This is a genomic window from Paraburkholderia silvatlantica, from assembly GCF_003096715.1.
Taxonomy (GTDB): Bacteria; Pseudomonadota; Gammaproteobacteria; order Burkholderiales; family Burkholderiaceae; genus Paraburkholderia; species Paraburkholderia silvatlantica.
On sequence record NZ_QEOL01000017.1, the window covers coordinates 154,848 to 181,291 of the forward strand.

At 57.8% G+C, this 26,444-nt stretch carries 22 protein-coding genes and 2 pseudogenes; 17 read left to right on the plus strand and 7 right to left on the minus strand.

Annotated elements, in window-relative coordinates; translation table 11 throughout:
* Nucleotides 1–40 precede the first annotated feature (40 nt).
* From C7411_RS22330 to C7411_RS22345, 4 genes are all read left to right on the plus strand, one after another.
* Nucleotides 41–1,390: an MFS transporter gene (locus C7411_RS22330; RefSeq protein WP_110386232.1), complete on the plus strand. Its 1,350-nt coding sequence runs from the start codon at nt 41–43 to the stop codon at nt 1,388–1,390.
* A gap of 1,181 nt (nt 1,391–2,571) precedes the next feature.
* Nucleotides 2,572–3,918 (plus strand): MFS transporter, encoded by a 1,347-nt coding sequence (locus C7411_RS22335; protein WP_110386233.1) that lies wholly within the window; start codon nt 2,572–2,574, stop codon nt 3,916–3,918.
* 76 nt (nt 3,919–3,994) lie between these two features.
* Entirely contained in the window at nt 3,995–5,113 is a 1,119-nt protein-coding gene (locus C7411_RS22340; RefSeq protein ID WP_110386234.1) for a porin, read from the plus strand.
* Nucleotides 5,114–5,185: 72 nt separating this feature from the next.
* The gene (locus C7411_RS22345; protein ID WP_110386235.1) at nt 5,186–6,682 is read left to right on the plus strand and encodes a M81 family metallopeptidase; all 1,497 of its coding nucleotides are present in this window, start codon (nt 5,186–5,188) and stop codon (nt 6,680–6,682) included.
* Nucleotides 6,683–6,770: 88 nt separating this feature from the next.
* On the opposite strand, the gene C7411_RS22350 is transcribed toward C7411_RS22345, so the two are convergent.
* From C7411_RS22350 to C7411_RS22360, 3 genes are all read right to left on the minus strand, one after another.
* Nucleotides 6,771–7,670, minus strand: a complete 900-nt coding sequence (locus tag C7411_RS22350) for an NAD(P)-dependent oxidoreductase (protein ID WP_110386236.1) — start codon at nt 7,668–7,670, stop codon at nt 6,771–6,773.
* The gene (locus C7411_RS22355) at nt 7,670–8,056 is read right to left on the minus strand and encodes a carboxymuconolactone decarboxylase family protein (protein WP_110386237.1); all 387 of its coding nucleotides are present in this window, start codon (nt 8,054–8,056) and stop codon (nt 7,670–7,672) included. The genes C7411_RS22350 and C7411_RS22355 overlap by 1 nt, the downstream gene beginning before the upstream one ends.
* A 203-nt stretch (nt 8,057–8,259) precedes the next feature.
* Nucleotides 8,260–9,264 (minus strand): AraC family transcriptional regulator, encoded by a 1,005-nt coding sequence (locus tag C7411_RS22360; protein ID WP_110386238.1) that lies wholly within the window; start codon nt 9,262–9,264, stop codon nt 8,260–8,262.
* 207 nt (nt 9,265–9,471) lie between these two features.
* On the opposite strand from C7411_RS22360, the gene C7411_RS22365 reads away from it, so the two are divergent.
* Nucleotides 9,472–10,380, plus strand: a complete 909-nt coding sequence (locus C7411_RS22365) for a polysaccharide deacetylase family protein (protein ID WP_110386239.1) — start codon at nt 9,472–9,474, stop codon at nt 10,378–10,380.
* A 134-nt stretch (nt 10,381–10,514) separates the two neighbouring features.
* Here C7411_RS22365 and C7411_RS22370 read toward each other — a convergent pair whose 3' ends face one another.
* Both C7411_RS22370 and C7411_RS22375 read right to left on the minus strand, forming a co-directional pair.
* Nucleotides 10,515–11,615: an NADH:flavin oxidoreductase/NADH oxidase gene (locus tag C7411_RS22370; protein ID WP_110386240.1), complete on the minus strand. Its 1,101-nt coding sequence runs from the start codon at nt 11,613–11,615 to the stop codon at nt 10,515–10,517.
* A gap of 143 nt (nt 11,616–11,758) precedes the next feature.
* Entirely contained in the window at nt 11,759–12,472 is a 714-nt protein-coding gene (locus C7411_RS22375; protein ID WP_165822859.1) for an alpha/beta fold hydrolase, read from the minus strand.
* A 950-nt stretch (nt 12,473–13,422) separates the two neighbouring features.
* Between C7411_RS22375 and C7411_RS22380 the strand changes: the two genes are divergently transcribed.
* A complete protein-coding gene (locus tag C7411_RS22380) occupies nt 13,423–14,205 on the plus strand; it encodes a MipA/OmpV family protein (protein ID WP_243413287.1) in 783 nt (260 codons plus the stop codon).
* 10 nt (nt 14,206–14,215) lie between these two features.
* A complete protein-coding gene (locus C7411_RS22385) occupies nt 14,216–14,947 on the plus strand; it encodes a response regulator transcription factor (RefSeq protein WP_110386243.1) in 732 nt (243 codons plus the stop codon).
* Between the two features lie 582 nt (nt 14,948–15,529).
* Here the strand turns inward: C7411_RS22385 and C7411_RS38990 are convergent.
* Complete coding sequence (locus C7411_RS38990) at nt 15,530–15,787, minus strand: BON domain-containing protein (RefSeq protein WP_373682626.1); 258 nt, start codon at nt 15,785–15,787, stop codon at nt 15,530–15,532.
* 125 nt (nt 15,788–15,912) lie between these two features.
* On the opposite strand from C7411_RS38990, the pseudogene C7411_RS22400 reads away from it, so the two are divergent.
* Both C7411_RS22400 and C7411_RS38655 read left to right on the plus strand, forming a co-directional pair.
* Nucleotides 15,913–17,260: pseudogene (locus C7411_RS22400) on the plus strand (IS30 family transposase).
* Nucleotides 17,261–17,323: 63 nt separating this feature from the next.
* The gene (locus C7411_RS38655; protein WP_373682629.1) at nt 17,324–17,806 is read left to right on the plus strand and encodes an integrase core domain-containing protein; all 483 of its coding nucleotides are present in this window, start codon (nt 17,324–17,326) and stop codon (nt 17,804–17,806) included.
* Between the two features lie 26 nt (nt 17,807–17,832).
* On the opposite strand, the gene C7411_RS22410 is transcribed toward C7411_RS38655, so the two are convergent.
* Nucleotides 17,833–19,032 (minus strand): citrate synthase, encoded by a 1,200-nt coding sequence (locus tag C7411_RS22410; RefSeq protein WP_243413291.1) that lies wholly within the window; start codon nt 19,030–19,032, stop codon nt 17,833–17,835.
* A 311-nt stretch (nt 19,033–19,343) separates the two neighbouring features.
* Between C7411_RS22410 and C7411_RS22415 the strand changes: the two genes are divergently transcribed.
* From C7411_RS22415 to C7411_RS22455, 8 genes and pseudogenes are all read left to right on the plus strand, one after another.
* Nucleotides 19,344–20,024, plus strand: coding sequence for an alpha/beta hydrolase (locus C7411_RS22415; protein WP_133253690.1), 681 nt, complete (start codon nt 19,344–19,346; stop codon nt 20,022–20,024).
* Entirely contained in the window at nt 20,021–21,394 is a 1,374-nt protein-coding gene (locus C7411_RS22420; protein WP_110386248.1) for an acyclic terpene utilization AtuA family protein, read from the plus strand. Before C7411_RS22415 ends, C7411_RS22420 begins: the two co-directional genes overlap by 4 nt.
* On the plus strand, nt 21,391–21,702 hold the full coding sequence (locus tag C7411_RS22425) for a DUF4387 domain-containing protein (RefSeq protein WP_110386249.1): 312 nt from the start codon (nt 21,391–21,393) through the stop codon (nt 21,700–21,702). Before C7411_RS22420 ends, C7411_RS22425 begins: the two co-directional genes overlap by 4 nt.
* 133 nt (nt 21,703–21,835) lie before the next feature.
* Nucleotides 21,836–22,933 (plus strand): porin, encoded by a 1,098-nt coding sequence (locus C7411_RS22430; RefSeq protein ID WP_110386250.1) that lies wholly within the window; start codon nt 21,836–21,838, stop codon nt 22,931–22,933.
* Nucleotides 22,934–23,013: 80 nt separating this feature from the next.
* Nucleotides 23,014–23,373, plus strand: a complete 360-nt coding sequence (locus tag C7411_RS22435; RefSeq protein WP_110386251.1) for a BON domain-containing protein — start codon at nt 23,014–23,016, stop codon at nt 23,371–23,373.
* A 274-nt stretch (nt 23,374–23,647) separates the two neighbouring features.
* The gene (locus tag C7411_RS22440; RefSeq protein WP_165822862.1) at nt 23,648–24,937 is read left to right on the plus strand and encodes an MFS transporter; all 1,290 of its coding nucleotides are present in this window, start codon (nt 23,648–23,650) and stop codon (nt 24,935–24,937) included.
* Nucleotides 24,938–25,605: 668 nt separating this feature from the next.
* Nucleotides 25,606–25,902 (plus strand): transposase, encoded by a 297-nt coding sequence (locus tag C7411_RS38995; protein ID WP_220025058.1) that lies wholly within the window; start codon nt 25,606–25,608, stop codon nt 25,900–25,902.
* 150 nt (nt 25,903–26,052) lie between these two features.
* A pseudogene (locus C7411_RS22455) lies at nt 26,053–26,346 on the plus strand (IS6 family transposase); the annotation flags it as partial.
* Nucleotides 26,347–26,444 lie beyond the last annotated feature (98 nt).

Below are 26,444 nucleotides of genomic sequence, written 5' to 3' on the forward strand. Positions count from 1 at the left end.
AATCTTGCCTTGACAAGATTTTTCAAGATTGGAGACAAAGATGCACCCGAAATCCCACCTCGGTCAGGCCGACGCCTTGACCCAATCGAAGGACTCGAAGCGCATTGAACGCCGCGCAGCAATTGCGAGCGTCATTGGGACCACGATTGAGTGGTACGACTTCTTCATTTATGGCACTGCGGCGGCTCTCATTTTTCCGAAGCTTTTTTTTGCGCACGGAAGCTCAGAAGGCCTCATGGAATCGTTCGCCACGATTTTCGTGGGCTTTCTGTCGCGACCTTTGGGCGGAGCCATCTTCGGATACATGGGTGACCGTGTAGGCCGCAAATCGACTCTTGTCACCACACTTACCTTGATGGGCGTGGCAACCTTGCTCGTCGGTCTTCTGCCGACTGCGCAACAGATTGGCCCTGCCGCCGGTTGGCTGCTCATTGCCCTTCGGTTCCTCCAAGGGATTGGCGTGGGCGGGGAATGGGGCGGTGCTGTTCTGCTCTCAATGGAGAGCCATCAAGGAAAGCGCCGTGGCTTCATGGCATCGTTACCGAACGTGGGCGTCCCTCTCGGGCTGGTCATCTCCGTTCTCGTTTGGAGCGTGTGCAGTCGTTGGAACGGCGACTCATTGATGGAGTTTGGTTGGCGCGTTCCGTTCTATGCAAGCGGTGTGCTTCTGGTGTTCGGGCTGTTGATTCGGATGGGTGTTCCTGAAACAAAAGACTTCGTCGAAGCCAACAAGTCGGGCGACCGCACCAAGAGCCCAATTTGGGAAGCTATCAGGACCGAGTGGAAGGCGATTCTACTGTCGGCTCTGGTACGCCCTGGCGAACAGGCTGCGTTCTACATGCTCACCTCGTTTGCGATGCTCTATGGGTCCAGGAATCTCGGTCTCGGCAAGGAATTCATCCTCAACGCGGTTCTGATTGCTGCAGTCGTCGCCTGTTTCGCATTGCCGTTCTTTGGGCATCTGGCAGACCGCATCGGGCGTCGGAAGACCTACATGTCGGCAGCAATCTGCATGATGCTCTTCGCGTTCCCGTACTTTGCGTTGCTCAATACGAAAATCCCCCTTGCCGTCATCGCCGGTACGGTCATCATCATGGTTATTCACGCTGCGCTCTACGGGTCACAGGCAGCTTTCATTGCCGAGTCGTTTCCCGCCAGCATCCGCTACAGCGGCGCTTCGCTCGGCTACCAAGGTGCCTCGATTATCGCCGGTGGACCCGCTCCGATGATTTCGCTGTGGCTGTTCCAGACGTTTCACTCAGCGTACGCTGTCGCGGCATTCCTTGCGTTCATGTCCTTGATTAGCGCATGGGCCGCGTTCTACCTCGGACGGCAGAAGCTCGCTGAACAGAACTCAGTATCAAAGCGCCTCGTCGAGGTCGCACACTAACGTAGGAAATCGCTTCGTCGCCTCGGTGTGCTCTTTCCCTGATTGGGCAAATGCCTTGAGATATGCAGAGACAGTCGTGTGCGAGCGCGCGAGCACTATGATGCCGGACGCTATTGATGGATTTCAAAGCTGGTTTGCTTAGGAACCCAGTCCCCCTGGTGGTTAAGGTGGCCCATGATGGCAAGCCGGGTGTCAGATGGAACCATAGGCTAGACCTCGTGATGCCTGGTGCTTCGGATGTCATCGAGTGCTTGTGCTTCGCACCTAATACGGCAACCGCGCTTGGGCATGCGGTGACCATCGAAAGGTGAGCGATAAGCAACATGAGCTGATTGGGGTCGCCCGAGCAAAGACCGCCACTCTCATCCCGCAGCATGATAGTCAAAATCGCGGCGCGCCTTCTCTACCGTGTCAAGATTGTTCGCAGCCCGAATCACGACTCCGAAAAGAGCGGCACTCAAAGTGAATCCCAGATTCGTGAGTTGGTACTCCATCTTCGGTGGCACGACCGGATATCCGGTCCTTTGTGAATAGCAGGAAGGAAACCAACTTGGTGATGGCGGTTGCACTCGAACTGGTCGGTGAACACCGTGTGATCGGCGACTTTTCCCCATTCGTCGGCGGCGAAGATTTCGCCTACTACCTCTAGGAAAAGCCGTGCTGCTTTCTGCGTCTGGGTAACGGCGAAGACTCGCGGACTCTCCACAATGCATTTTTCGATTTCAACGACCACAATCTCACCGTGGGCGCGTCCTACTGGACGCGGCTCGTCGGGCGGTTTCTCCCGGTGCAGCAGTAGGATTCGTCATTCCGACTGAAGCGCTCGCTCAACGGTTTTGCGCTTCGGCCGCGATCCGGTATCACCAGAATACCTAGGTCTCCCTGAATTCCTGCCACGAAAGAATGTCCGGGCAGAACTTGCGTGTTCCCGCGCGACCCACTCGGTACTTCCCCTGCGTGTCCCAAAATGCAAACCGATTGTCACTTGAAGTGAACTAGCGGCTATTTTGACCTTTTAACTTAGCTTCCAATCCGCGCACCGCGCTTGTGCCAATGGCCTACACGGCGACTGCGGATCAGGCGAATCATGAACCGGACGAAAACATGCGCGTCGGCCAGCTTCCGCCGAGGCGACAATCACTTAACCGAACTTCTCAAAATATATACGCCGGAGGTAATCAATGGGCTCAGTAAAGCCGGGCGAAACGTCTCCCACGCCGAAGCGGCACGTCGCGCCGACGACGATCTTGCTCGCATTGGCTTTTTCCCTCTCTTACATGGATCGGCAGATCTTGCCGTTGCTTCTCGAACCGATCAAACACGCATTCTCATTGACGGATTCGGAAATCGGCATGCTGCAGGGGCTGGCATTCGGCGCGTTTTACGCATGCTCCGGTATCGTCCTGGGCGTGCTGGTAGACAGGTTTCACCGAGTCGGAATTGCGGCCGCGTGCGTCGCTTTCTGGGGCCTCGCGACGGCGGCGTGCGGGTTGGCAGGAAACTTTATTCAGCTTTTTGTTGCACGCACAAGCACAGCGGTTGGCGAAGCGGGCTGCTCGCCAGCGTCGTATTCGATTCTTTCAGACATGCTGTCCGGGCGAGCGCTATTGAGAGCAACCGCGGTGTACAACGTCGGCCCTTACGTGGGGGGAGGGATGGCCCTTATTCTTGGCAGTATGGCACTGCGCCATTTCACAACTGCTGGCGGGATGGATGTGCCGTTGATTGGACATTTCGAGCCGTGGCAGTCGGTGTTTCTCGTTCTGGGACTTCCCGGTATCCTGCTGGCGGCACTTATTCTTGCGCTGCAGGAGCCGAAACGTCACGAGTCCGGGCAGGAAATCGATACGTCAACCCCGGCGACTTTGCAGTTCATCTTCAGTAGCCCAATGCTGCTGTTTTACTTCACTGCATTTGTTTTCAGCACGTCCGGATTGTTCGTGCTTCTGACCTGGTTTCCAAGTCTGATGATCCGCGAGGGCTTCGGGACCGCGGCGACGATTGGGCGCCCGTTGGGCGCCATCTTTCTGGCGGTCGGCTTGTGCGGCTGTGTTGCGTCACAGCTTCTCTTGCGAAAGCTCGAAAATCGCGATCTCTTGAGCTCCCTGCTCAAGCGGATGTCGGCGATGTGGGCAGTCCAGATTCCGCTCGCCGTAGCGTTCATTTTCGTCGACAGGGCTAGCCTGGCCTATTGGTTTTACGCGTCGCAGGTCATCATTTTTTCCGTCGTCACGACCTTCATGGTTGCTCCCATTCAACTCGCGGTTCCCAATCGTATGCGAGGTCGCGCGACCGGCGTGTTCATGACTTTCAACTATATGTTGGGCGCGAGTATCGGACCGTGGTCGGTGGGCGTGTTGAGCGATCGGATGAAGGAAAACCCACATGGCCTGCTCACGGCATTCGTGATGGTACTGGGTGTGTCGGCGGCCGGCGCCGCAGTCTCTATCTACCTTTCTTCGACCCGGAAGACGCAGATGAATCCGGTCGATTCTCTGCCGCAGCAGACCGTGTCGGGAAACATCTAGGTCACGCGAACGGAAGTCCAGATTTAGCGCGATAGACACGCTTAGCCTATATATTTCGTATAACTACTCATATGTGATGAGCAACGAGAAATCAAGAAGATGTCTGGCGAACCTGTGCCTGTCGATCTTTTCGGTAGTTCCGGCTGTTTCGAACGCCCAGAGCAGCGTTACCTTGTTCGGAACACTGGATGAAGGTATCGAGTACCTGACGAACGCGAACAAGACATCGCATTCGGTGGTGCAGTCAGGGCCTGCGGAGATTTACTCCAATTCGCTCGGTTTGATGGGTTATGAGGGACTGGGCGGCGACGTCAAGGCTATCTTCAGGCTTGAAGGCGGCTTCAATCCCTACAACGGTACGTCGATACAAGGGGGGCGTCTCTTCGGGAGACAGGCGTGGGTAGGGATTCAGAACAGCAATAACAGGATCATTTTCGGTCGGGTCTATACGCCTCTTTACGACGTGATCGGCTATCTGGATCCGCTGCAAGGCTCCAACGTAAGCCTGTGGACCATGGATGGCGGAATGGTGTCGCGCATGGACAATGCGGTCAGATACACGCGCTCGGATGGCCCGTTCCACGAAAATGTCCAATACAGCTTTGGCAGCGCCAGCGTGGAAAGCACGATCAACGGAACGGCCGGATCAGGCTCTCGTTCCAGGGAATTCGCCGCGTCTGCTGACTACACCACCCGACAATTGATGGTGGGGATGGTGTACGACAACATCCATGGCCCCATGACTTCAGCGCAATACGGCTTGGGGTTGTTTATGCCTTCGGCGGTCCCGGCAGCGTCTTCCGGCACACCGCAACGGGCTGAGCGCATCGCCGCGGCCCTCAGATATAAGTGGGACGGCACGTCGCTGTTCGCAGGCTACCGCCATCTAAGGACGGTCGCGCAGGCCGGCAACGAAAACTCGAATCTATACTGGGGAGGCGTTACCGAGCAGTTTACGCCTGCGTGGACGGGGACTGTCGGCGTGTATCACCAGCGGGTTGCTGGTGTCGATGCCCGGCCCACGATGGCCGCGCTTCAGACGCAGTACCGGTTATCAAAATCGACGGGCGTGTACGGCAACGTCGGCAAAGTCTGGAATACCCGTCTCAGCAACATGGGGCTGGACCTTCAGACCCAAACTTTGCAGGGAGCGGGTCAGTTCGGTGCCAGTATAGGCATCTTTCACTTCTTTTAAAGAATCCCGACGTCTTGTTTGCACACGACAGTCGAGAGACATACGTTTCAGGAAATCAGCAAGGAGAGACTTATGAAGGTTCTGGTCGCCGGTTATAAACATGAAACCAATACGTTTGCGCTCGATAAGGCCGACTGGTCGGCTTTCGAAAAAGGTGAAGCGTTCCCTGCGCCCGTTCGAGGCCAACAGATGCTCGAAACGATGGACGCGGTCGCGATGCCGGCTACGGGATTTTTGCACTACGCACGATCGAAGGGATGGTCGATCGTACCAAGTTTGTGGTGCGGCGCTGTCCCGTCTTCGTATGTGACCGAAGACGCCTTTGAGCGCATTTGCGATGAGATATGCAACGACGTGAAAGCAGGCGGTTTCGACGCCGTATACCTGGATCTCCACGGCGCCGGCGTTGCCGAGAACGAAGACGATACCGAGGGTGAACTGATCGGCCGGGTTCGGCAACTGGTGGGCGAGAAAATGCCGATTGTGGTGAGTCTGGATCTGCATGCAAATGTCACCGAGAGGATGCTCCGAAGTGCGGATGGCATGGTTTCGTTCCGCACCTATCCGCACGTCGATTACGTAGAGACAGGCGAACTGGCCGCTGAGCTCCTGTCACGCCGTATGGCGCATGGACGTCGGGAAACGGTTGTCTGGAAGCGGCTTCCATTCCTTATTCCGCTGAATTCGCAGAACACGACAACGGGACCGGCGAAGCGGATCTATGAACGGCTGCGTGCACTCGATACCGAGCATGGGACGATGTCGAGCTTTTGCATGGCCTTTCCGGCGGCCGACTTTGCCGAATGTGCGCCCATGATCTGGAGCGTGGGAGAGAACGCTTCGACTGTCGTCGAGGAGCTCGCATCGCTTGCGGGTGAGCCCGCTCAATGGCGGCTGGAAATACTTTGCGCGGACGATGCGGTGCAGAAAGCGATGGCGCGCGCCGCGGAAAGCAACGCTCCGGTTGTGATAGCGGACACTCAGGACAACCCCGGCGCTGGAGGTACGGCATCGACCACCGGCATGCTGCACGCACTGCTGAATGCCCGAGCCGGCGAACGTTTCCCCCATCGGGTAACGCTAGGTGTGATGTACGACGCTCGATTTGCGGCCGCGGCGGTTCAGGCCGGCGTCGGTGCAACGTTTCGCGCCAGTCTGGGGCATGCCACGGAGCTTTGGGACGGTCCCACCGATCCGCCGGTGACCGCCGAATTCACCGTGAGAGCAGTCAGCGATGGGCGGGTCACTTTCAAGGGCCCAAAGATGACAGGGTTCGTTGCCGGATTGGGGCCAAGCGCATGCGTCGAGACTGGCGGCGTGCTGGTAGTGGTCGCAAGTGGAAAGATCGGAGCGCAGGACCGTGAACTGTTTCGTTTCGTCGGCGTGCATCCCGAGCAGATGAAAATCATCGTCGTCAAAAGCAGTAATCATTTCAGAGCGGACTTCGTACCGCTTGTCGAGAATGAACAGACCGACGTCGTGATTGCGAAGGCGCGGGGCGCGGCCGCAGCTGACCCAGGCGATCTGCCGTGGCGGAAGTTGCCGGATTCCATCCGGCGCCGTCCTTGAGCAGACGTACGCTTTCGGCCCGGACTCACAGGGAGGCTCCCCGGAGGGGCGAAATGACCATCCGGCGAGCCCGCGGGTAATGCCTCCCTCAATGTGTGAGTGGGACGCCGGAGATTTCCTCGCAAAACCTCGCCATTTCCGTGTGGTCTTTGCCCCGCCCCAGCGTTTCTGCCGCATTCGCCCACAGTTCGTTGCACAGCGCGGCAAACGGAACAGTAACGCCTTCTTCCCGTGCGACCTCTAGCGCGATGCCCAGGTCTTTGACCATCAGGTCGAGACCGAAATTGCTGGCGAAAGTCCGGGACAGGACAAATTGACGGAACTTCTTCTGCGTACTGTTATTGGTACCAGTGGAAGCGTTGAGTACGTCGACCATTTTTCCGGCGTCGAGTCCGAATTTCCGGCCGATAATCAGCGCTTCTACACCAATCAGAAAGCCGCCGGCCGACACGAGGTTGTTAAGCGCTTTCATCGCTTGACCCGCCCCGACCTTGCCTACTTCGGTAACCGTAGTTCCGATCGCAAGCAGCAAGGGTTTGGCCTGTTCGACAGCCGCTGCAGGGCCCCCAACCATAATGGCGAGTTCGCCAGATCGAGCCCGAGAAACGCCGCCTGAGACAGGCGCGTCGATCATCAGAATACCGCCCGATTCGAGGCTGGCTGCGATCTCCTGCGTGATTCCGGGATTTCCCGATGTCATGTCGATGACCAGCGCACCAACCCTGAGTGCGGGCCGAACAGCCCTAATGACCTGTGCCACATGTTGGCTTTTCGGGAGCATGGTGATGACCACATCTGCCGACTCTACGGTCGCTTCGAGCGTATCCGGCGATTCGCCGCCGATCCCGCTCGAGAACGCTGCCGCGCGTTCGCGGTCCAGATCGAAAACCGCGACGTGGAAGCCGGCATTGACGAGTCGGGCGGCCATAGGCCACCCCATTTGACCGATGCCGATAAACGCGACTTTCCTGAACGTTCTGCTGTCCATCACAGCGCCCCATTCCGGACAAGGACTTCATGAGCTGCTTTGAACGCGCTGAGGCCAGAAGGAATTCCTGAGTATGCAGTGGCATGCAGCAGCGTGGCCTTGATTTCCTCCACCGTGAGACCGTTGTTCAAGGCGCCCTTGACGTGCAGCTTCAGTTCGTCCGTGTGGCCTGCGATCGTCAGCATGGCGAGATTCAGAAGACTTCTGGTCCTGCGGTCGAGTGTTTCGTCTCCCCACGCCCATCCCCATGCCCACGCGGTGGTGGCCCGCTGAAAAGACATCATGAAGGGGTCGGCTTTCTGCATCGAAGCATCTACGTATTCCGCCCCAAGTACGGCGCGACGGATAGGCATGCCCTTTTCGAAAAGAGCGTTGTCATCTGACATGGCTGGAGTTCCTCGTCGATAAAGAAAGGTCGTATTAGCTGGCACGAATCGGCATCCCATTCCGGATTCCGAATCGATGACACAGGTCGGCCTACTTTAGCCCAAGGACGTCGTTATATTTGACTTGGCGGGACAGGTATTTGACAACATGGGACGCGCGACGCCGTCCAGGCAGCAAGTCGAACCGCGAATTTACGGAAGCCTTAACCGGATGCTTCGAGGTTCCGTTTCCATCTCGAGGCGCTGCAGCCGAAGCTGGTCTGGAACCATCTGGAGAACGCGCTCAGACTACCAAACCCCAGTGCTTCGGCTGCCTCTGTCAATGACACGGTCTGCATGCTGAGCAACCGCCTGGCCGTGTCGCACCGCACTTGCTGCAAAAGCGCGGAGTAGGACAGTCCCTTGTCCGCGAGTCGTCTATGGAGGGTGCGTCGATTCATTCCCAGACTGGACGCGAGAGTCTCGACGCTGCATCGCGAGTCGCGCAGCTGCTGATGCATGAGCCACTCCACGCGTGCTTCGAAGTCTTCCGGCGAATGATTGAAGGTTTGCCCGAGCAGGGTTTTAGCGTGACGCCGGAGTACGGCGGATGAAGCGATCACCTTCAGGGACAACGCATCGCGTGAGAGGAGGATCCCGCTGACCGTCTGGTCATAGCGGAGCTCGCATCGCATGAAGTTGCTTTGCACCAGCGTATGGGCGGGACGCGAATGTTCCTGACAGACCGCATCGGGTTGCCAGTCGGGTCCGACGAGCCAGCGAATCATCTGGACGATGCCGCAGGCGCAGTATTCCATGACGTGTATCGAAGGAATCTCGGACTCGATTCTGAACGTCAGCAGCGGTTTGTCGAAGCGTTCGTCGAGATCGATGAAGATGCCGTCGCAGTGGTGATGCAGCTGCGTCGAATACGTGTGCAGCGCATCTCGTAGCGTTTCCTCTTCTCTCAACATAAGACTTACGAGTCCGTAGTCGGGAACGCCGCGGGCGATCGCGACGCGCGCGCCGAAATCGGTGCGGGCCGACGCGGCAACCGACAAATCCAGGAGCCTGATCCAGGCATCCAACGGAATCAGGCTGTCCGGGCTTTCAGCGATGTCGCTGCTCAATCCAACCCGAGCCATTAGCGCTTTGCCGTCAATGCCGACGTCGCAGGCAGCCCGCAAATAGCCATGCAAGGTGGCGCTTCTGACAACTCGCTTGCGCATAACCGTTGTTCCTCGGAAGGGGGGTGTCTCATATTGAAAAGTGTGAGGCACGGAATGTCAACTAAACAAAATCCCCAGGTTCCACAATGGTGATGGCTGACGGCGTTTCAAAGCTTTGCGCGAATTGCCGCCTCATACTGAGAAACGTCCCACATTGATGGGATTTTTTAACAACAAACTGCGCGACACGCAGATAGGGAGTCCGTGATGAGCGATCAAAATACGATGCAACCTTGGCAATGGCCCGAGCAGGAGTGGCGACGAATCGTGACCCACGTTCGTGCGGGGCGCAGTCTGCGTCCGGATAAATGGAAAGGCGGCGCGCGGGTTGCTGTCGCCCTGTCATTCGATTCGGATCACGAAACCAATGAGCTGCGTGATGGAGGCGGGTCGGTTAACCGTCTTTCGTGGGGACAGTATGGAAATCGGGTCGGTGTACCGCGCATTCTGTCGCTCCTCGAAAAGTACAGCGTTCCTGTCAGCTTCTATGTGCCTGCCGTCTCGGCGCTGCTGTACCCCGACGAGCAGCGTCGCATCGTGGACGCTGGACACGAGATCGGCGTGCACGGCTGGATCCACGAGCTCAACTCGAAGCTGGAGTTCGCCGACGAACGGGACCTGCTCGGGCGCTCGATGGACACCCTTGAAAAGATTACGGGCAAACGTCCGACGGGCTTTCGCTCGCCGTCGGGCGATTTTTCAAAAAATACGCTGCAGATTCTTCAGGAGCTTGGGTTTGCCTACGACTCATCCCTGGGCGCCGACGATGACTGCTATGAACTGGAGATGGATGGCGAGCCTACCGGACTGGTTGAAATCCCGTTCGACTGGGTGCGTGACGATGCCGTTTATTTCCTGATGCATCGCTTTCAGGGGTTACGTCCCTATACGCCACCCTCGGACGTATTCGACATCTTCAGGCGGGAACTGGAAGCGGCGTATGCGGAGGGCGGACTGTTCGAGCTCACGATGCATCCGCATGTGATCACGAATCGCTCTCGCATCTGGATAGTCGAGGAACTGATCAGGTACGCGAAGAGCTTGCCCGACGGGGTATGGTTCGCCCGTCACGATGAAGTAGTGAATTACGCGCTGCAGAACGCGAAGCTTCGTTGAAGACCGGAGATGAGCTCAGGTAGCGTTATATGTGCCGGCGGCCGCGAGGCCGGCGGCACGAAGACTAAAGCGGATCGCGGATGCGACTGAGGATGCCAGTCGCGGCATGGGGCAGTCTCCCCGGGCAGGGCGAGTCAGACGAACAGATTCCGCAGCCGGTTGGGTTGAGAGCGGAGATACTGTTTCGGTGCCTTGATTTGAATCCCGAAGTGAGCGGCGGCATGCCAGGGCCATCGCGGGTCGTATAGCACGGCTCTCGCGAGCGCAATAAGATCGGCGTCCCCGGTGCTGAGGATAGCTTCGGCGTGCTCGAAGTCGGTGATCAGGCCAACGGCGATAACCGGCAGTGTGGTCGCGTGTTTTACTGCGCGTGCAAGAGGAACCTGATAGCCGGGTCCGATCGGGATTCGCTGTGCCGGGCTCGATCCGCCGCTCGAGACATTGATAGCGGCGCAGCCTCTCGCCTGTAATGCGTCGACAAAGGCGATCGTATCCTCGACGGACCAACCGCCTTCCAGCCAATCGGTTGCGGACACCCGCATCGTCACGGGGCGGTCATGCGCAAACGCATCCCGCACCGCCTCGAAGACTTCCAGCGGAAACCGCATTCTGTTTTCCAGCGAGCCGCCGTACTCGTCCGTTCTCTGATTCGAGAGAGGCGAGAGAAACTCATGGAGCAGGTAGCCGTGCGCGCCAAGAATCTGGATGAAATCGAGGCCAAGCCGGGATGCGCGTCGCGCTGCGCTAGCGAACGCGTTGCGGATTGCCGCGAGACCGTCGCGGTCCAGAGCGGTCGGCGGCGTCTCGCCGGACGTAAACGCGAGCGGTGACGGCGCATAGGTCGTCCAGCCGTCCGGCTGCCCAGGCGGAACCTGTGCACCGCCTTCCCATGACTTTTGCCGGGACGCTTTTCGCCCGGCATGGTTGAGCTGAATGCCGATTGGCATGTCTGACCAGCGTCGGACGCCGCGCAGCACTCGCGCCATGGCGGACTCGCAGTCGTCGGAATAGAGTCCTACGTCGCCACGGGTGTTGCGTCCGTCGGGCGTGACCGCTGTCGCCTCGATCGTCAGCAGTCCCGCACCCGAGCTCGCCAGTTGCCCAAGGTGAATCAGGTGCCATTCGTTCATCTGCCCGTCTTCGGCCGAATATTGGGCCATCGGGGCGATCACGATGCGGTTGTCTAGTTTCAGGTTACCGATCTGGGTCGGTGTAAACAGGAGGGGGCGACTCATGAGAGCTCCGTGTGGCGCCCGCTGGGCGCCGTCCATATCTGTGGGGTGGGGTTGATTTCGAAGAAGCGCTTCAGGACGGAGGGCGGCGAGACAAATCCCGTTGAACCGGAGCTCCTTGCAAGAGCGGTCGCCGCTCGACCGCCTTACGCATGCTTCAGCAATATCTCCGCAACCTCGCTTGCCTTGTCGATCATCAGATCGTGCCCGCCGTCCAATGAATAGACGTGGGTTTCAGGAAGATCGCGCTGCGACTCGTACCACTCCGGGATAGGGCTTGGGATGCCGATGTCTTTCGAGTTGTAGATGAATACCTTCTTCGGTACTTTCTTGAATCTGCCGGTGAGAGACAGTTGCTGCGTAAAGCAAGCCAAAGGGTGCGACGTTAGTTTCGAGTCGGCCCACGCCTGATGTTCCTCGCCGACACCGAATACTTTCGAAGGCCAGTTTGCAACCTGCGTACCGCCGAGCGACGCGCTGAGTTCGGTGAAAGGCAATAGCAGATTGGGCAACAATGAAAAGAGCGAGTCGCCGCTTTTTCCCGGGAGCGGGCCGTCGAGATAAACGAGCGAGGCAATCCGGTCGTGCAACTGGTCGGCAACCCCGGTAATGACGAGACAACCGTACGAGTGGCCGCAGAGCACGACATTGTCGAGGTCTCGCCACTTGATGAGGTTGGCGATATCGAGGATGTGAGTGTCCAGATTGATCGGCCCCAACGCCGAAAGATGAGAGCGTTCCCCGACTCCCGTTAGCGTGGGCGTCAGCACGCGGTGACCGGCAGTTTCCAGGGAGGGGCGGAGTTTATCGAAGCACCACCCCCCGTGGAAAGCGCCGTGAACGAAGACGAAATTTGTCATGCTGGATAGACCTCTAGCGTTAACCATTCAGAGTACGCCGGCATGCAGGCAATACATTGCGCCGCATTTCTCGGACATCCGATCCGGGTTCCACGCGGATCGGCGCCGATACAGACTCGCGAATATGACCAACCGGCATCGACACGACTTCATCTACGCGAAGTCCGGCGTGCCGCCAACGACGCACCTGCCCTGGCTGTTCCGATTCTATAGCTGTCCCGGCCGATGGGACGCGGCTCAGTCTACCGCCCCCGGTTTCTTTCACTTGATATTTTGGGACATGAATTTTTCATTTTGGGACAACTGACGCGATACAACCACCGGTGTCGCCCCGTGACGGCGCGCACCTCGGACGCATCCGTTCTCACATCGCGTCGGTGCACTCCGACACGACGGCAACGCACGTGACGTCCGGATTATCTTAAGAAGGCATTCGTGACGTTGCGGGCGACGTTCCCTTATTGCGAATGTATCGAGTTCGCTGGAACGGACCGCTCGTCGCCTGGAACGGGGATCTGAAAGCAACGCCGAAGCTGGTAGCGAGCATTCTGGTTGAATTTCTTTGCGGCGATTCAGGCCTGCAAGACTCCGTAGACAAGAGGCGCTACTTACACTTACCGGCCTGATCTCCGTCTGCCGGGCGGGTTGGCATTCCGGTAAGTAAGCGGTAAGTCGAGTGCTCCTAGGCAACGCGGCAATTGAACCGCCGCGACTAATGCAAAGGCGTGAATACCACAGAGAACCAGAAGCGCCCACCCATGTGCTCGAAACCGCATGGCTGACACCGGGGATTTTAGCTTCCAGGTCAGAAACATCGTCTCGCCCGGTTCGCAGCCTTTTGATGAGTAAGTAACCGGTAAGTCGGTCGGTCTTAGAGTCGGTTCCGTCTCACCCATCCACTTTGAGAAACGACTGTGATAAAAACTCTTTGCCGTAAGCATCCACTGCTGTTGGCTGTCACATGGGCCGTTCTGTATTCAGGCGCAGCCTGGGCAGACGGTGTCAGCGCAGCCCCTCCCGAGGCGGAAAACAATGGCTTCACCATCCTCAGCAATGCGACCAATGTGACCCACTGGGGACTCGGTGCGGCAGTGGGCATCGAGTCGTCGCCCTATAGGGGCGACAGCAGCCGGGTGTCACCGATTCCGCTGATCTCCCTGGACAATAAATGGGTACACGCCTTCGGCACCACGGTCGACCTGAAGGTCGGCAAGTGGAGTGACGTGACCTTCGCGCTGCGCGGCAAGTTCGACGTCTTCGGTGGCTACAAGGGGTCCGACGCGCCGATCCTGAACGGCATGGAGAATCGGCAGGGCGCGTTCTGGTATGGTCCGGCGCTCGCGTGGAAAACCGCATTCGGCACACTATCGGGCGATTACCTGCTTGGCGGCAACAAAGGCCAGATGGCGAACGTCGAGTTCAGCAAATCCTTCGATCTGGGCAACTGGTCGATCGAGCCGCATGCCGGTGTCGACTGGCTGAGCAGCAAGTACGTTAACTACTATTACGGCGTGCGACCATCCGAGGTGCGGGCGGGGCGGCCTGAATACACCGGCAAGGCGGCCTACAACACGTCGATCGGCACGCGGGTCGACTACAGGTTGACCCCTCATCAAATGGTGAGTGTCGACCTCGGCGTATCCCATCTCAGCAGCGGCATTACCGACAGCCCGATCGTCGGAAGGCGGTACATTCCGGCGCTCAAGATCGGCTACCTCTATCAATTCAAATGAGCGCTGCATCATGTCGCGAGTTGCACTGATCGAAGACCACCAGCGCCTGGCCGCGATGGTGCGCCAGGCCCTGTTGGGTGCGGGAATCGAAACCGATCTGTTCTCCACGGTCTCCGAGGCCAGCTACGGTGTGAGCCGGGGCGACTATGCGGTGCTGATCATCGATCGTGGATTGCCGGACGGGGACGGGCTCACCTTCCTGCGCGCGCTGCGTGAAGCAGGCCAGATGACGCCCTGCCTGATGCTGACCGCGCGCGATGCGCTGCACGACCGCGTGGACGGCCTCGAGAGTGGCGCCGACGACTATGTGACCAAGCCGTTTGCGATGAGCGAACTGGTCGCCCGGGTGCGTACGCTGATGCGCCGGCCGCCGACGCTGGCGGAACTGGTCGTGTCGTTCGCCGACATCACCGTGGACCCGCAGCAGCGCGCGATGCGCTGCGGCGCCGAGACGGTCACGCTCGCGCAGGCCGAATTGCAGATCATGCTGTGCCTTGTCAAGGCCGCCGGCCGGACCGTGCGGCACGCGGTACTCGAGCATGCCGCCTGGGGCCTGGGCGAGGCGGTCACACCGAACGCGCTGGAAGTGACCGTGCACCGACTGCGCAAGAAGCTGACGGCGCTTGGCGCCGCAACACGGCTCGCGAACATCCGTGGCGCAGGTTTCGCGCTGCAGGCCGCTCACGAAAACGGACTGGATGGTGTGCCCGACCGACCTCTATCGCGAAAGAGGGGCGTATGAAGCAACTGATTCCGGTAGTCGAGCGCGATGCCGCGTGTCGCGACGTGCTCGTATCTCATCGCCTTCAAAGAGACGCTCGGCAGACTTGAAAACGGCTTCACGGTGCAGCAACAGTTTCTTGACTCAACTGCGCACGAACTGCAAACACGGCTTACCTTGATCCGAGGTCAGATCGAGTTGCAACCGGGAGCGAGGGCAATGAACTGCTGTTTTGCGAGATCGACCTGATGACACACCGGGTCCGACAGTTGAGCACATCAACGGCGCGCAATTTTCGCGAAGATGCGTGACTTGCTGCACATTCGACTGGAGATCAGCCTGTCAGCGGACGATGCCATCATCAAGACCCGGCCTGTGTTTACCAGCCGGGCATTGGCTGCACCGATGATTGTCATCGATGTGCTCGCGCGCAGAGTTCCCATTCGAGCACCGCAAATACGCCGGGATCTCCGGGCAGCACGGTTTTCTGTCGGAGAGAACGGTGCGAGGTCCCATACGAGGAGTCGAGGAGCGACCGCGCCGGTGTTTGAAGCACTGGTTGGCGAGACATGCGAACCCGCGTAAATCACATGGTGCGGTATCTCACTGAGTGGGTTGCGTAGCTAACCGAAGGCTTTCGCGAACAAACCTCACACCGTCGACGTTCCTTTCCGCCTGCACCGCGAGAGGAATCGGACTGGCTTCCTGGACCACTCCAGACAGGATGACGTTGCCGTCGGAAGCCTTAACAAATATTCCGGTAGCGTCTAGCCCCTTGACGTGCGAGCGCGCCTTCAAAACGCGCTTTGACAAGGCCCAGTTTGCTGAGCGCACGGTCTCCGGTGATGGTGGTGCCGACACCAATTCACCATTCGGATCGCCGCTTGCGTGGCGGATTCAACCGGTCGTCGCAACACCTTTGATCGAGGAGGTGTTGCATAGGACGAAGTGCGAAGCAGGTGTATCGGTTGACAGGGCGAGAAGCGATGTGCTCGCCGGGCGCACCATCACTTGGACATGAGATCGAACGCCGGTTCTGGCAACAGGTCGCGACTGGCATTACAAGCGAGAAAGCAGCGGAGGCGGTAGGCGTATCTCAAGCGGTAGGCTCGCGCTGGTTCCGCTATCGTGGCGGCATGCCACTATTCATGTCGAAGCCTACTGCGGGCCGATACCTGTCGTTCGCTGAGCGGGAAGAGATAGCACTGCTTTCTGTCCAAGGCCTCGGGGTGCGCGAGATCGGCCGCCGTATCGGACGCAGTCCATCAACCGTTTCGCGAGAACTCACGCGCAATGCGGCGACACGTGGCGAGTACCTCGAGTATCGTGCTTCGGTCACGCATTGGAAGGCGGAACGGTTCGCCAAACGACCAAAGCCATCGAAGCTGGCGACTAATGCACGGTTACGCGAATATGTGCAGGAACGCCTGGAAGGCAAGGTATATGGCGCTGATGGTGGTGAAATTGCCGGGCCGAGGCAGGCACCGTTCAAGGGGAGAAAAAAACCGCATCGCGGTGACCGAAAGTGGGTCAACGGCTGGTCACCTGAAAAAATCGCTAATCGCTTGCAGGTAGATTTCCCGGATGATGAATCTATGCGCATTTCTCACGAAGCCATTTATCAAGCGCTTTATATTCAAGGGCGCGGCGCGCTCAAGCGCGAGCTGGTGGGCTACCTGCGCACCAGGCGCGCATTGCGCGTTCCGCGAGCAAGAGCGCGTGCTAAGCATGGGCGCATGTCAGCGAGGAGGTGATGATTTCCAGTCGGCCTGCAGAAGCGGAAGATCGTGCTGTTCCGGGCCACTGGGAAGGCGACCTGCTCATTGGTCTGAACCGATCCGCCATCGGCACGCCAGTGGAAAGATCAAGCCGTTTCACGATGCTCGTTTACCTGCCTCGCGAGAAGGGCTATGGAGTGATTCCGCGCACGAAAAACGGACCCGCGCTGGCCGGCTACGGTGCTGTCACGATGGCCAACGCCCTCAAGAAGACCGTGACTGACTTGCCTGCTGAGTTGTGGCGATCATTGACCTGGGATCGTGGCAAGGAGTTGTCCGATCATGCCCGCTTCACTGTCGAGTCCGGTGTGAAGGTATTCTTCGCCGACGCGCACAGCCCATGGCAGCGTGGCACGAATGAAAACACCAATGGCCTTCTACGACAATACTTTCCAAAAGGCACAGACCTGTCCCTGTGGAGTGCCCGGGAAATCCAAGCCGTTGCGAACACTTTGAATTCCAGGCCCCGCAAAACGCTTGGCTGGAAGACGCCTGCGGAAGCTCTGGACGAGTACTTAAATCTGTTCAACAATCCAGTGTTGCGACGACCGGTTGAATGCGCCCAATACAGTCCATTGCATTCGGACGGCGCTGCCGCGAAGCCGACGTGCAACCGTCGATGGGCACCGCCGGCGACGCCTATGACAACGCGATGAGCGAATCGTTCTTCGGCACGCTTGAAGCGGAGCTACTCTCGAGAGAACACTTTGCGACCCGTGAACAGGCCAGGCAGCGCATCTTCTGGTTCCTGGAAGGCTGGTACAACGTACGCCGCCTGCACAGCAGCATCGGCTATCGTTCAGCACTTGAATTCGAAAACCTCAACGTTAAAATGCAGACCGTATCGCCTTGCGGGTTGCCCACCGGCGTGCAGCGCCATGGTCGTGACAGGCGACCCGCCCCCCGCCCGTGGACAACCCCGCGACTCAACATTCAACGGAGGTTGGATCGCATCAAATCGCTGACTGCAAATCCGTCCGTCGAACCGGGTCAACTTCAACCAGCCTCGACGATTCCCGGGGCGATTCACTTACCCACCCGCCGATTCATTCGGCGGTCGGCAAACAGAGCGGGTTCTTTGTGGCGATGCCACGAAACATGATGGCAAGCGCCCACGGGAGGGTAACGTCAGGGAAGTCGTCCGACATATCGTGCGCGCGGTCGAACAAGCTCACCGTGCAGTTGCTGCTCCATTGCATGCGCGATCCAGCCCACAATGCGTCCCACACTAGTTATTGCATATTCTTCACCTGTAATTCCCAGCTTGTGCCCGACGAACAGGGTGGTCAGGATAAAGTCCATTGGCGATCCGACCTCAAGCGCCGCCTGTTGCGCATGTACCAGGCGTATGAAGTCACGATCACGGCCCAAGACCTGACCTATTACTTCCATCATCGGAGCGGTTCGAGGATCGGGACGAGATCGTGGTGAAGCAAATCCAGCTAAAGGTTGGGCGCTCCGCAGACGCGCTACGACGGCGTCCCCGCCGTTTTTCCCGTTCAGGATTTCTTGAAGAAAGCGGGAGCAAGATCCATATCGTTCGGCTTGAAATCGTCGTCCCTGTCCCGCAATCAGCCCAGCGAGAACCGCCTGGTAGGGTGTTATGCCGACGTTCGCACTAGCGCGAACTGCATAGGTAATCGGGTCGAACTCGTGATCCGCTGAAAGTACCAGCAAGGTTCTGATGATTTCATCAAATCCCTTGGGCGCCCTCAGTGCCTTTGCTAGGAAATGGTGGACCGGCTGCGATGACGGCGTGGACCTGCCGACGAGTGCCGCAAACCAGCGCAATACGTCAGCCGCTGTCCTGCGATAGCCCGCGCCTGACAGGTCATATGACCGAGGGTCAGCGCGCTCTATCAGGGGGAAGCTCGCAAAGCACCGTTCCGACAGGCTGCAGTCTCGCAAAGGCGTTTGCAACGCCGCCAGGGTGGGAGGCATGTGAGGGGCGGGGCCGCCAAAAATCTCCTTTTCATCGGCTTCCCAGATCAGTGCCGCCAGGCTTTCAAGAGTGGACGTCGCGGCAAGCTCAATCGCGCTTCGGCCACGGAAATAAAGGCAGTCCTCCGTGATCAGGGTGATCGACGTCTCCGCCGGCACGGGAGTCTCAAACGTGCCGTCCGCGGTTGAAATATCGCGCCCTCGAAGGCGATCAACGTCTGCCTTCCAGTAGCGCCGTGCTTTAGACCCGGGAACGCGCTCGGATCGGATCTGCTTTCGACTGACGTATGCATACAGTGTCGCGACGCTCACTCCCAGCGCTCGCGAAGCCTCCTCGGCCGTCATGTAAAGCGTCTTGTCATCCATCATCGAACTCACATTGATCACCGGCGTCAAGATTGACGAATCTGGCGATGGGAAGGTAATCTGAGTGCCACATATTTACATATTGATCGTATGTTGTCAATGTGAATTTTGGCGCCCGTGGCACGTTTCTTCGGCTCGATTTCAGCAGCGACTCACATTTGTTCGGAAACACCCTAACCGCCATGACTACACAGCTCGACCCGGCCGGATCACCTTGGTATTCGGCCCTTCACCGGAGGCCCCATGCTTTTCACGCCTTACGCTCGGATCCGCGTTTCTCCTACACCCTTCACGCGCCGCGTGGATTTTTCACGAGTCCACAGGGTCACGGATTGATCGTCGTCACCCACGGAAGTGGACGCAGCGTCGCGGAATACCGGAGTGCTTTTGGCTCATTCGCTGATGAGCACCGTTGCGTGGTGTTGTGTCCGCTATTCCCGATGGGAGTACGCGGCAATGGCTATGCAGATGGCTACAAGAACATCCTTGAGGGAGACATTCGATATGACGAGGTGTTGCTGGCCATGATCGCCGAACTGGAGGAGGCCGCCGAGTACTCATTTGGTCGGTTCCACCTTTTCGGCTTTTCAGGTGGTGGCCAGTACGCACATCGCTTTTTCTATCTCCACCCTCGGCGGCTAGCTTCAGTTTCGATTGGGGCACCAGGGATGGTCACTCGGATCGACAGCGAGCGCGACTGGTGGTTTGGAACGCGGGATCTTCAAACCGTGTTTGGAACTTCGCTGTCGCTGAAAGACATGCGTCGCGTTCCGGTTCAGATGATCGTTGGCGCCGAAGACGTCGAAGATCCTGTTCCTGCTCGACTGAGGCCGCTCATCGAGACTCTTGGCCCCGTCGGGCGCGACAGGATTGAGCGGCTTCAGCTTCTCAAGGAAAACTATGAAGAAAACGGTATCGCTGTCCGCATGGATCTTGTGCCCGACGTGGGGCACGAGGGCCTGAAGGTTATACCGACGGTTTTGGATTTTCTCCGACTACAGGTAAGTGAATGACAAGAAGCATCAATGTTGTAGTGCCGACCGGGGCGCTCGGGTCGGGTGTAAGCGAGATGCTGCTCCGGTCCGCATTTAAATCCGGGCGCGTCGATGTTATCGCGTGTGACGCGGGCTCTACGGACAGTGGGCCGGCGTATTTGGCCAGTGGCGTTTGCAAGTATTCGCGCGCAGCCGTTAAGCAGGATCTCGAGATCCTTATGCGCGCGCGCGCCGAATATGCGGTTCCGCTCCTGATCGGTTCATGCGGGACTTCGGGATCAGATCAGGCGGTTGATTGGACACGTGATATTGCGCTGGAAATTGCCGCTGAGCACGGAATGCAGTTGCGTCTCGCGTTGCTGTATTCCGAGCAGTCGCCCTCATTCCTGTCGCGGTGTGTTCAACAGGACAGGATCACGCCATTGGCGCCGATGACCAGTGTCGATATTGAAGCGATTGGGTCCTGTGAACATATCGTAGCCCTGATGGGCCCGGAGCCCTATGTCGCGGCTTTGAACGCTGGCGCGGACATCGTCCTTGGTGGGCGGTCGACAGACGCCGGAGTGCTGGCTGCTTTCCCGTTGCTGCATGGGATAGAGGCGGGTCCTGCATGGCACGCCGGCAAAACCGCCGAGTGCGGCGCGCTGTGCACCGTCGATGCACGAGAAGGCGGGGTTCTGCTGCGAGTTGATTCCATGGGATTCGACGTCGAACCTCTCAGTCAGAGCAATCGTTGCACGCCCGAGACCGTCTCCGCTCATTTGCTTTATGAGAATGCAGATGCGCTCCGGCTGATGGAGCCCGGTGGGCTGGTGGATGTGACCGCCGCGACTTACACAGCACTCGACGACCGTCGCGTACGAGTCGAAGGCTCACGGTTCGTCCCGGGCCCGTACACGATGAAACTGGAAGGTGCGGCCGCAAATGGATTCCAGACACTGATGCTGGTCGGTATTCAGGATCCGGAGGTGCTGAGCGCACTGCCACGATTCCTGTCGCAGATGCACGAACTCATGGTTGATCGCGTCTGTAAGACACTCAACGTCGAGCGTGACTCGTTCCACCTCTCCTTGAGGCCGTACGGCTGGAATGCGGTCTCTGGGTTCGATCATCGCGAACGCCCGGCGCCGGTAGAGATCGGTCTGCTGTTCATCGCCACGGCAGATTCGCAGGAACGGGCGACGCAAATAGCCAAGATCTGCAATCCGGTGCTGTTTCACATGCCGCTTGACCTTAAGGGGCCATTGCCGAGTTATGCATTTCCGTTCTCGCCGGCAGAAGTAGAGCGGGGCGCAGTGTACGAGTTCAAGCTCAACCATGTGGTCAAGGTCGATGGCCCCCTGGATTTGGTTCGGACGGTGTTTACGAATACGGGGGAGTGCGCATGATTCGCCTCTCAGACGTCTGCAGACACATTCGATCGAAGAATGCTGGACCTTTCTGGATTACGGTCGATCTGTTTTTCGCGAATCCCGACGTATTTGAGAGATGGGCCAAATCGCCTGCATTACAGGCGAGTGAGTTGGCGAAGCAGTTCGAGGTCGACGCATCTCTCGTTCGCATCCAGATCTTGCCGGAATTGGCGACGGTGAAATTCTCGTATCCGCGAAAGGAACCCCAAGGTGGTCGGGTCGAGCGGGATATGCACGGTGGCCAGCAATTCGTGAGAATCCTCGATCTGGAACTGACTCGCTGAAGGGAGGGTGATCCATATTGGAGTCGTGAGTTCGTCAAATTCTTCGATGTTTGGAGCGGCTGTTTCGACAATTGGAGTGAATACAATGTAATTAGGTATGCAGATAAATATAAATTTATAAGCAGGAGACAAATTGAAAAATACTGCCATTGCAAGTGCGATTCTCGCTTCATTTTCAGGGGGAGCATTTGCCCAGTCGAGTGTTACGCTTTACGGTCTCGTCGATACCGACATTCGTTACGTTACGAATGTCGACAAAAAGGGGGATTCAAGTATCGGGATGGGAAACGGCGGGCTGTCGCAAAGCCGGTTTGGAGTCAAGGGGGCTGAAGATTTAGGGCAGGGGTTCTCCGCAATCTTTCATCTCGAAAATCGGTTCTACGCGAATTCCGGTCAGATGGACTCCGCTAAACCGTTCTATAACACTGCGTTCGTCGGCGTGCGCTCGAGGCAGTGGGGCGAGTTGACACTCGGACGACAGACCACGACGCTGACCAACATCGTCGGCCTGGCGTATGCGTCCAATCCATGGGTTCCGTACAGCAACGTCTTCCAACCGGAGTTCATCATGATGGGCGGCGATCGGTCCAGCAACCTCGTCAAGTACACGTTGCACATCGCCGATCTCTACGGCCAGGCTTCCTATGCACTCGGCGGTGTCGCGGGACATAGCTCTTATGGGTCACAAACGGCAGTCGGTATTGGCTGGTTTCCCGGCGCCGTGCGGATCGCGGGCGGGTATGTTGTCACCCGTGATTCGACCAACGGCGCTCCGGCGGAGGTCTGGACGGCGGGCGGCTCATACACGTGGAATACAACCCAGTTTCACGCAGGCTATTTTGAGAACCGACTTAGCTCGAACTTTATGTCGTATGAGAACGGGCCATTTTCAAAGCAGCAACTCAGCGCACTGAAATATCTCGACTTCAGTTCACGCCGGATGATGTCACTGGGTGTTGCACAGTCGGTCGGCCCCGCCTTGCATCTGTCCTTCAACTACTGGCGCACGTGGCAAACCGGCAAGACCGAGAAACAGGACGGCACTGCTTCGCAGTTTCAGTTGCTCGCCGACTACAACTTGTCGAAGCGGACTGACGTCTATCTCGAAGGGGACTACGGGTTGTACCGTCAAGGTTTGATCGGTGCCGCCCTTGCTGGGACGTCTTCGACCAGTGTGCCAGCGAAATCGACCCAGCTTGGAGTCACTGCCGGCATTCGGCACAGCTTCTGACCGAGATCAAAGCGCGATGCGCCACGAATCCACGGAGCCGCGCGTAACTTGTCAATCTGAATGCGAACTGGAGAATTCAAGTGAAGATATCTAGGATCATAACAGCGCTGTCGGTTTGCGCCATTGTGACGGTGTTGTCCACTGCGTACTCGCAGCCCGTCCAGCCAACATCCGGATCGTCGAGCGTTGTTCCCGACAGATCGGCGACTAAAAAGGAACAACGAAAGGCCAACCGCAAGCTCGGGGTCGACGTTCGGCGAGCGCTGGAGCAGGCCAGGATCGACGTAAGCAGTGTTGTGGTCCAGACGAATGCTGGCGCGGTGATGCTGATCGGCACGGTTCCTGATGCCAGCCAAATTGCTCGAGCGGAAGCTGTCGCCCGCGGCGTTGTCGGCGTCACCGTGGTCAACAACAGGCTAACGATTCGTCCCGAGCCTTGACCGAAACTAGCGGGGTTTGCGTGTTATAGGACCCAGTTCCTCTGCAGGCCTCGCGCCCGTCGGCACGCCGAATATCCGCGTTACATTAGAGCGACATTGGCGGCCGCTCAGACTTTGTCGCATTGACCATTAAACGCACATGAAGCACTTATCCCAAGACGCAAGCTATGAGGGGACTGCCGTTCAAGGCTTGAGCTCCCTTGATCACACTCTGTCGAGAATGATTTCGGCGAGAATCGACCGCCTTCCTGCATCTCGCAGCCTATGGAACATCGTGGTGAGAATCTCCTTAGGGGGATTCTTCGAAGTCTACGAAACAGCTCTGACAGGTTTTCTTCCAGTCGCTCTGGTCTCGGCAGGAGTTTTTCAGAAAGGCCATCAGGGACTATTTGGCTTGCCCGATCTAGCATCATTCGCATTTGCTACCTTTTTGGGGCTTTTCCTCGGCGCACTCGTGGCGTCCTGGATATCAGACAGATTAGGGAGGCGGCCGGTCTTCAAATGGTCGGTTGTTTGGTACGCAGCAGCGTCCTTTTTGATGCTCTTTCAAACGGACGCAGCAGCTCTGTGTGTACTACGCTTTATCTCGGCGATAGGAGTAGGCGCAAGTATCGTGACGATCGATGCCTATCTCGCGGAGGTTCTCCCACGGCGTTTGCGGGGCAAAGGATTTGCCGTAAGTAAGTCAATCCAGTACCTCGCAGTTCCTGCCGCTGCGCTCATGGCAATGGCGGTTTCGCATCGCGTCTTCTGGAATATATCGGGCTGGCGATGGCTCCTCATGCTACCGGTTTGCTCCGGCATATTGATTTTCTGGGTTACGGATAAGTTACCGGAGTCCCCGCGCTGGCTGGCGAGTCGGGGCCGTGCGTCAGAGGCGACCGCGATCGTTGGAGACTGGGAGGGTGTATGCCTTGCCACGGGCTATGCGCTCGCTGCGCCAAAGGTTGTGGCCTCGGCCGAGCCGGAGTCGGGCTCCTTCCGGGAGCTGTTTCGCGCACCACTTCTCAGTCGTACGTTGATGATCATTGGAGCGACGTGTAGCGGCACGGTTGCCTACTATGGGTTCGGAAACTGGCTACCGTCCCTGCTCGAAGCTCGCCATGTTGGCGTGACGAAGAGCCTTCTATATTCAGCCTTGATTGCCTTGTCCTATCCAGTAGCGCCATTTCTTTTCAGCTGGTGGGCCGATGCGACGGAGCGAAAGACGCAAATGATCATCGGCTCGATCATCACGACAGTTGCCGGTTTAGTATTTGCGTTCCAGACGACGGGAGCAGGGTGGGTCATAAGCGGACTTCTGGTTACCGTCGGGAACAATCTCCAGGCCTACGCAGCACATACCTACCGAAGCGAGCTGTTTCCGACGAGATTGCGCGCGCGCGCCATTGGTTTTGTTTACTCGCTTGACAGGTTGGTTGCCGGCGTGAGCAGCTATATGGTTGGAGCGATCTTTCTCGGACTGGGTGTTGAGGGGGTGCTGATCTCCGTCGCGGCCTTTTCGCTAATGAGCATGGTTATTCTAGGGGTTTTCGGGCCGGCGACGCGTCATGACAACCGTTGACAACAAATTTGTCCGAGCGGAGTTGAGTTCTAGTTCGGGCCTACCCTTGGTCCGATTCGGAATTCTCACTATCTTGGGATTTTAACTTGACGCACGATGTGCACAGTACTGCATTCCTGCTCGTCGGGCGGCGGCGCTCCTGTCCTGATTCAATTGATCGTAATTTAATACCCGTGGCGTAAAGCTCCCGACAGACTGGAAAGACAAAATGCTTTGTGGCAGAAATACACTGCGCGGCTGCAGCAAGCGGTCCGAACCACGGATGATTTGAAGGAGAAGTCGATGGCCAGTGCAGAAAAATCACTGCGGCTCATGGTCGAACACTGGTTGACCCCGCTGCCGCCGACAAGGTTCGCGTCACTCGGTTCAGAAACAGGTGTTCCACAGGGGAGTGCTATGTACGCATCGAGACAATCACTACGACTGGGCGGGTTTCAATGTTTTTCTTCCGTCACCGGGACCGTCTATGGCGTACATTCCCGCCGAATGGAGAGCGGCTAACCATGCGTCTCGTGGAAATTTAAGCGAATTTTTAGATCGCCATGCGATCGTGCGTTTTTTCTGAACCAATCGTCTGGTATGCGTTCTCCGTAGACGACCCGGACGCACCGTCATGGTAGCGGCGCAGACATTCATACCGAATGTATTTCGGTTTCACATTCAGGAGAATGACAGTGCTCCAGTGTCCAATCACCGACGAACAATGGCTTCTCGTGGGTCATTTGATTCAACCGCAGGGTCGCCTTTTTTGGGGGCGACCGGCACGGGATCCTCGCACGATTCTAGATGCAATTCTTTGGGTGGTTGTCAACGACGAGCGCTGGCATCGTCTGCCGTGTAGCTTTGGTCCACCGCAGACGGCATATATGAAATGGCTGCAGTGGAGGCGTAGCGGGGTGATGGACAAAATTCTCGCACTTCTCTCCGACGACGAGGACAGTCTTGGCCGACGAAGCACGAACTGAGAAGCGCATTGAAAACAGATATTTGCAGATGGCGATTCAGGACTCTTTTCTTTCATTCGCACGTCGGTTCCTGACATAGCCTCCGTCGAGGGTTCTGTCGCAGCAAGGCGGTCTGGTATGCTGGCCGCGTGAAAGTTGACGGTGTGAACGATGAGCCCTGAGCTGAATTCGACCTCCAAGCGAGTGTTCAATTGGCTGCATTACCCGATTGATGTGATGCTGCTCTGCTGCGTTGGTATGTCTCCTACCCATTGAGCCTTCGTCATCTGGAGTAGATGATGGCTGAACGGGGCTTCGCGGTCGATCATTCGACGGTTCATCGGTGGGCTGAAGCTGCTGCCGGTGCTGGAGAAAGTGTTCCGGCGACGCAAGCGGCCGGTGGGCAAAAGCTGGCGCGTGGACGAGACCTACATCAGGGTCAACGGCAACTGGAAATATCTCTATCATTGAGGTTGACCCGGTTCGACGGACGGATCTGCAGTTGGTTTTAGCCAGGTATGGATCCTCCTGTTGCGTCGCGGGTTGTCCACGGCCGGGCGGCG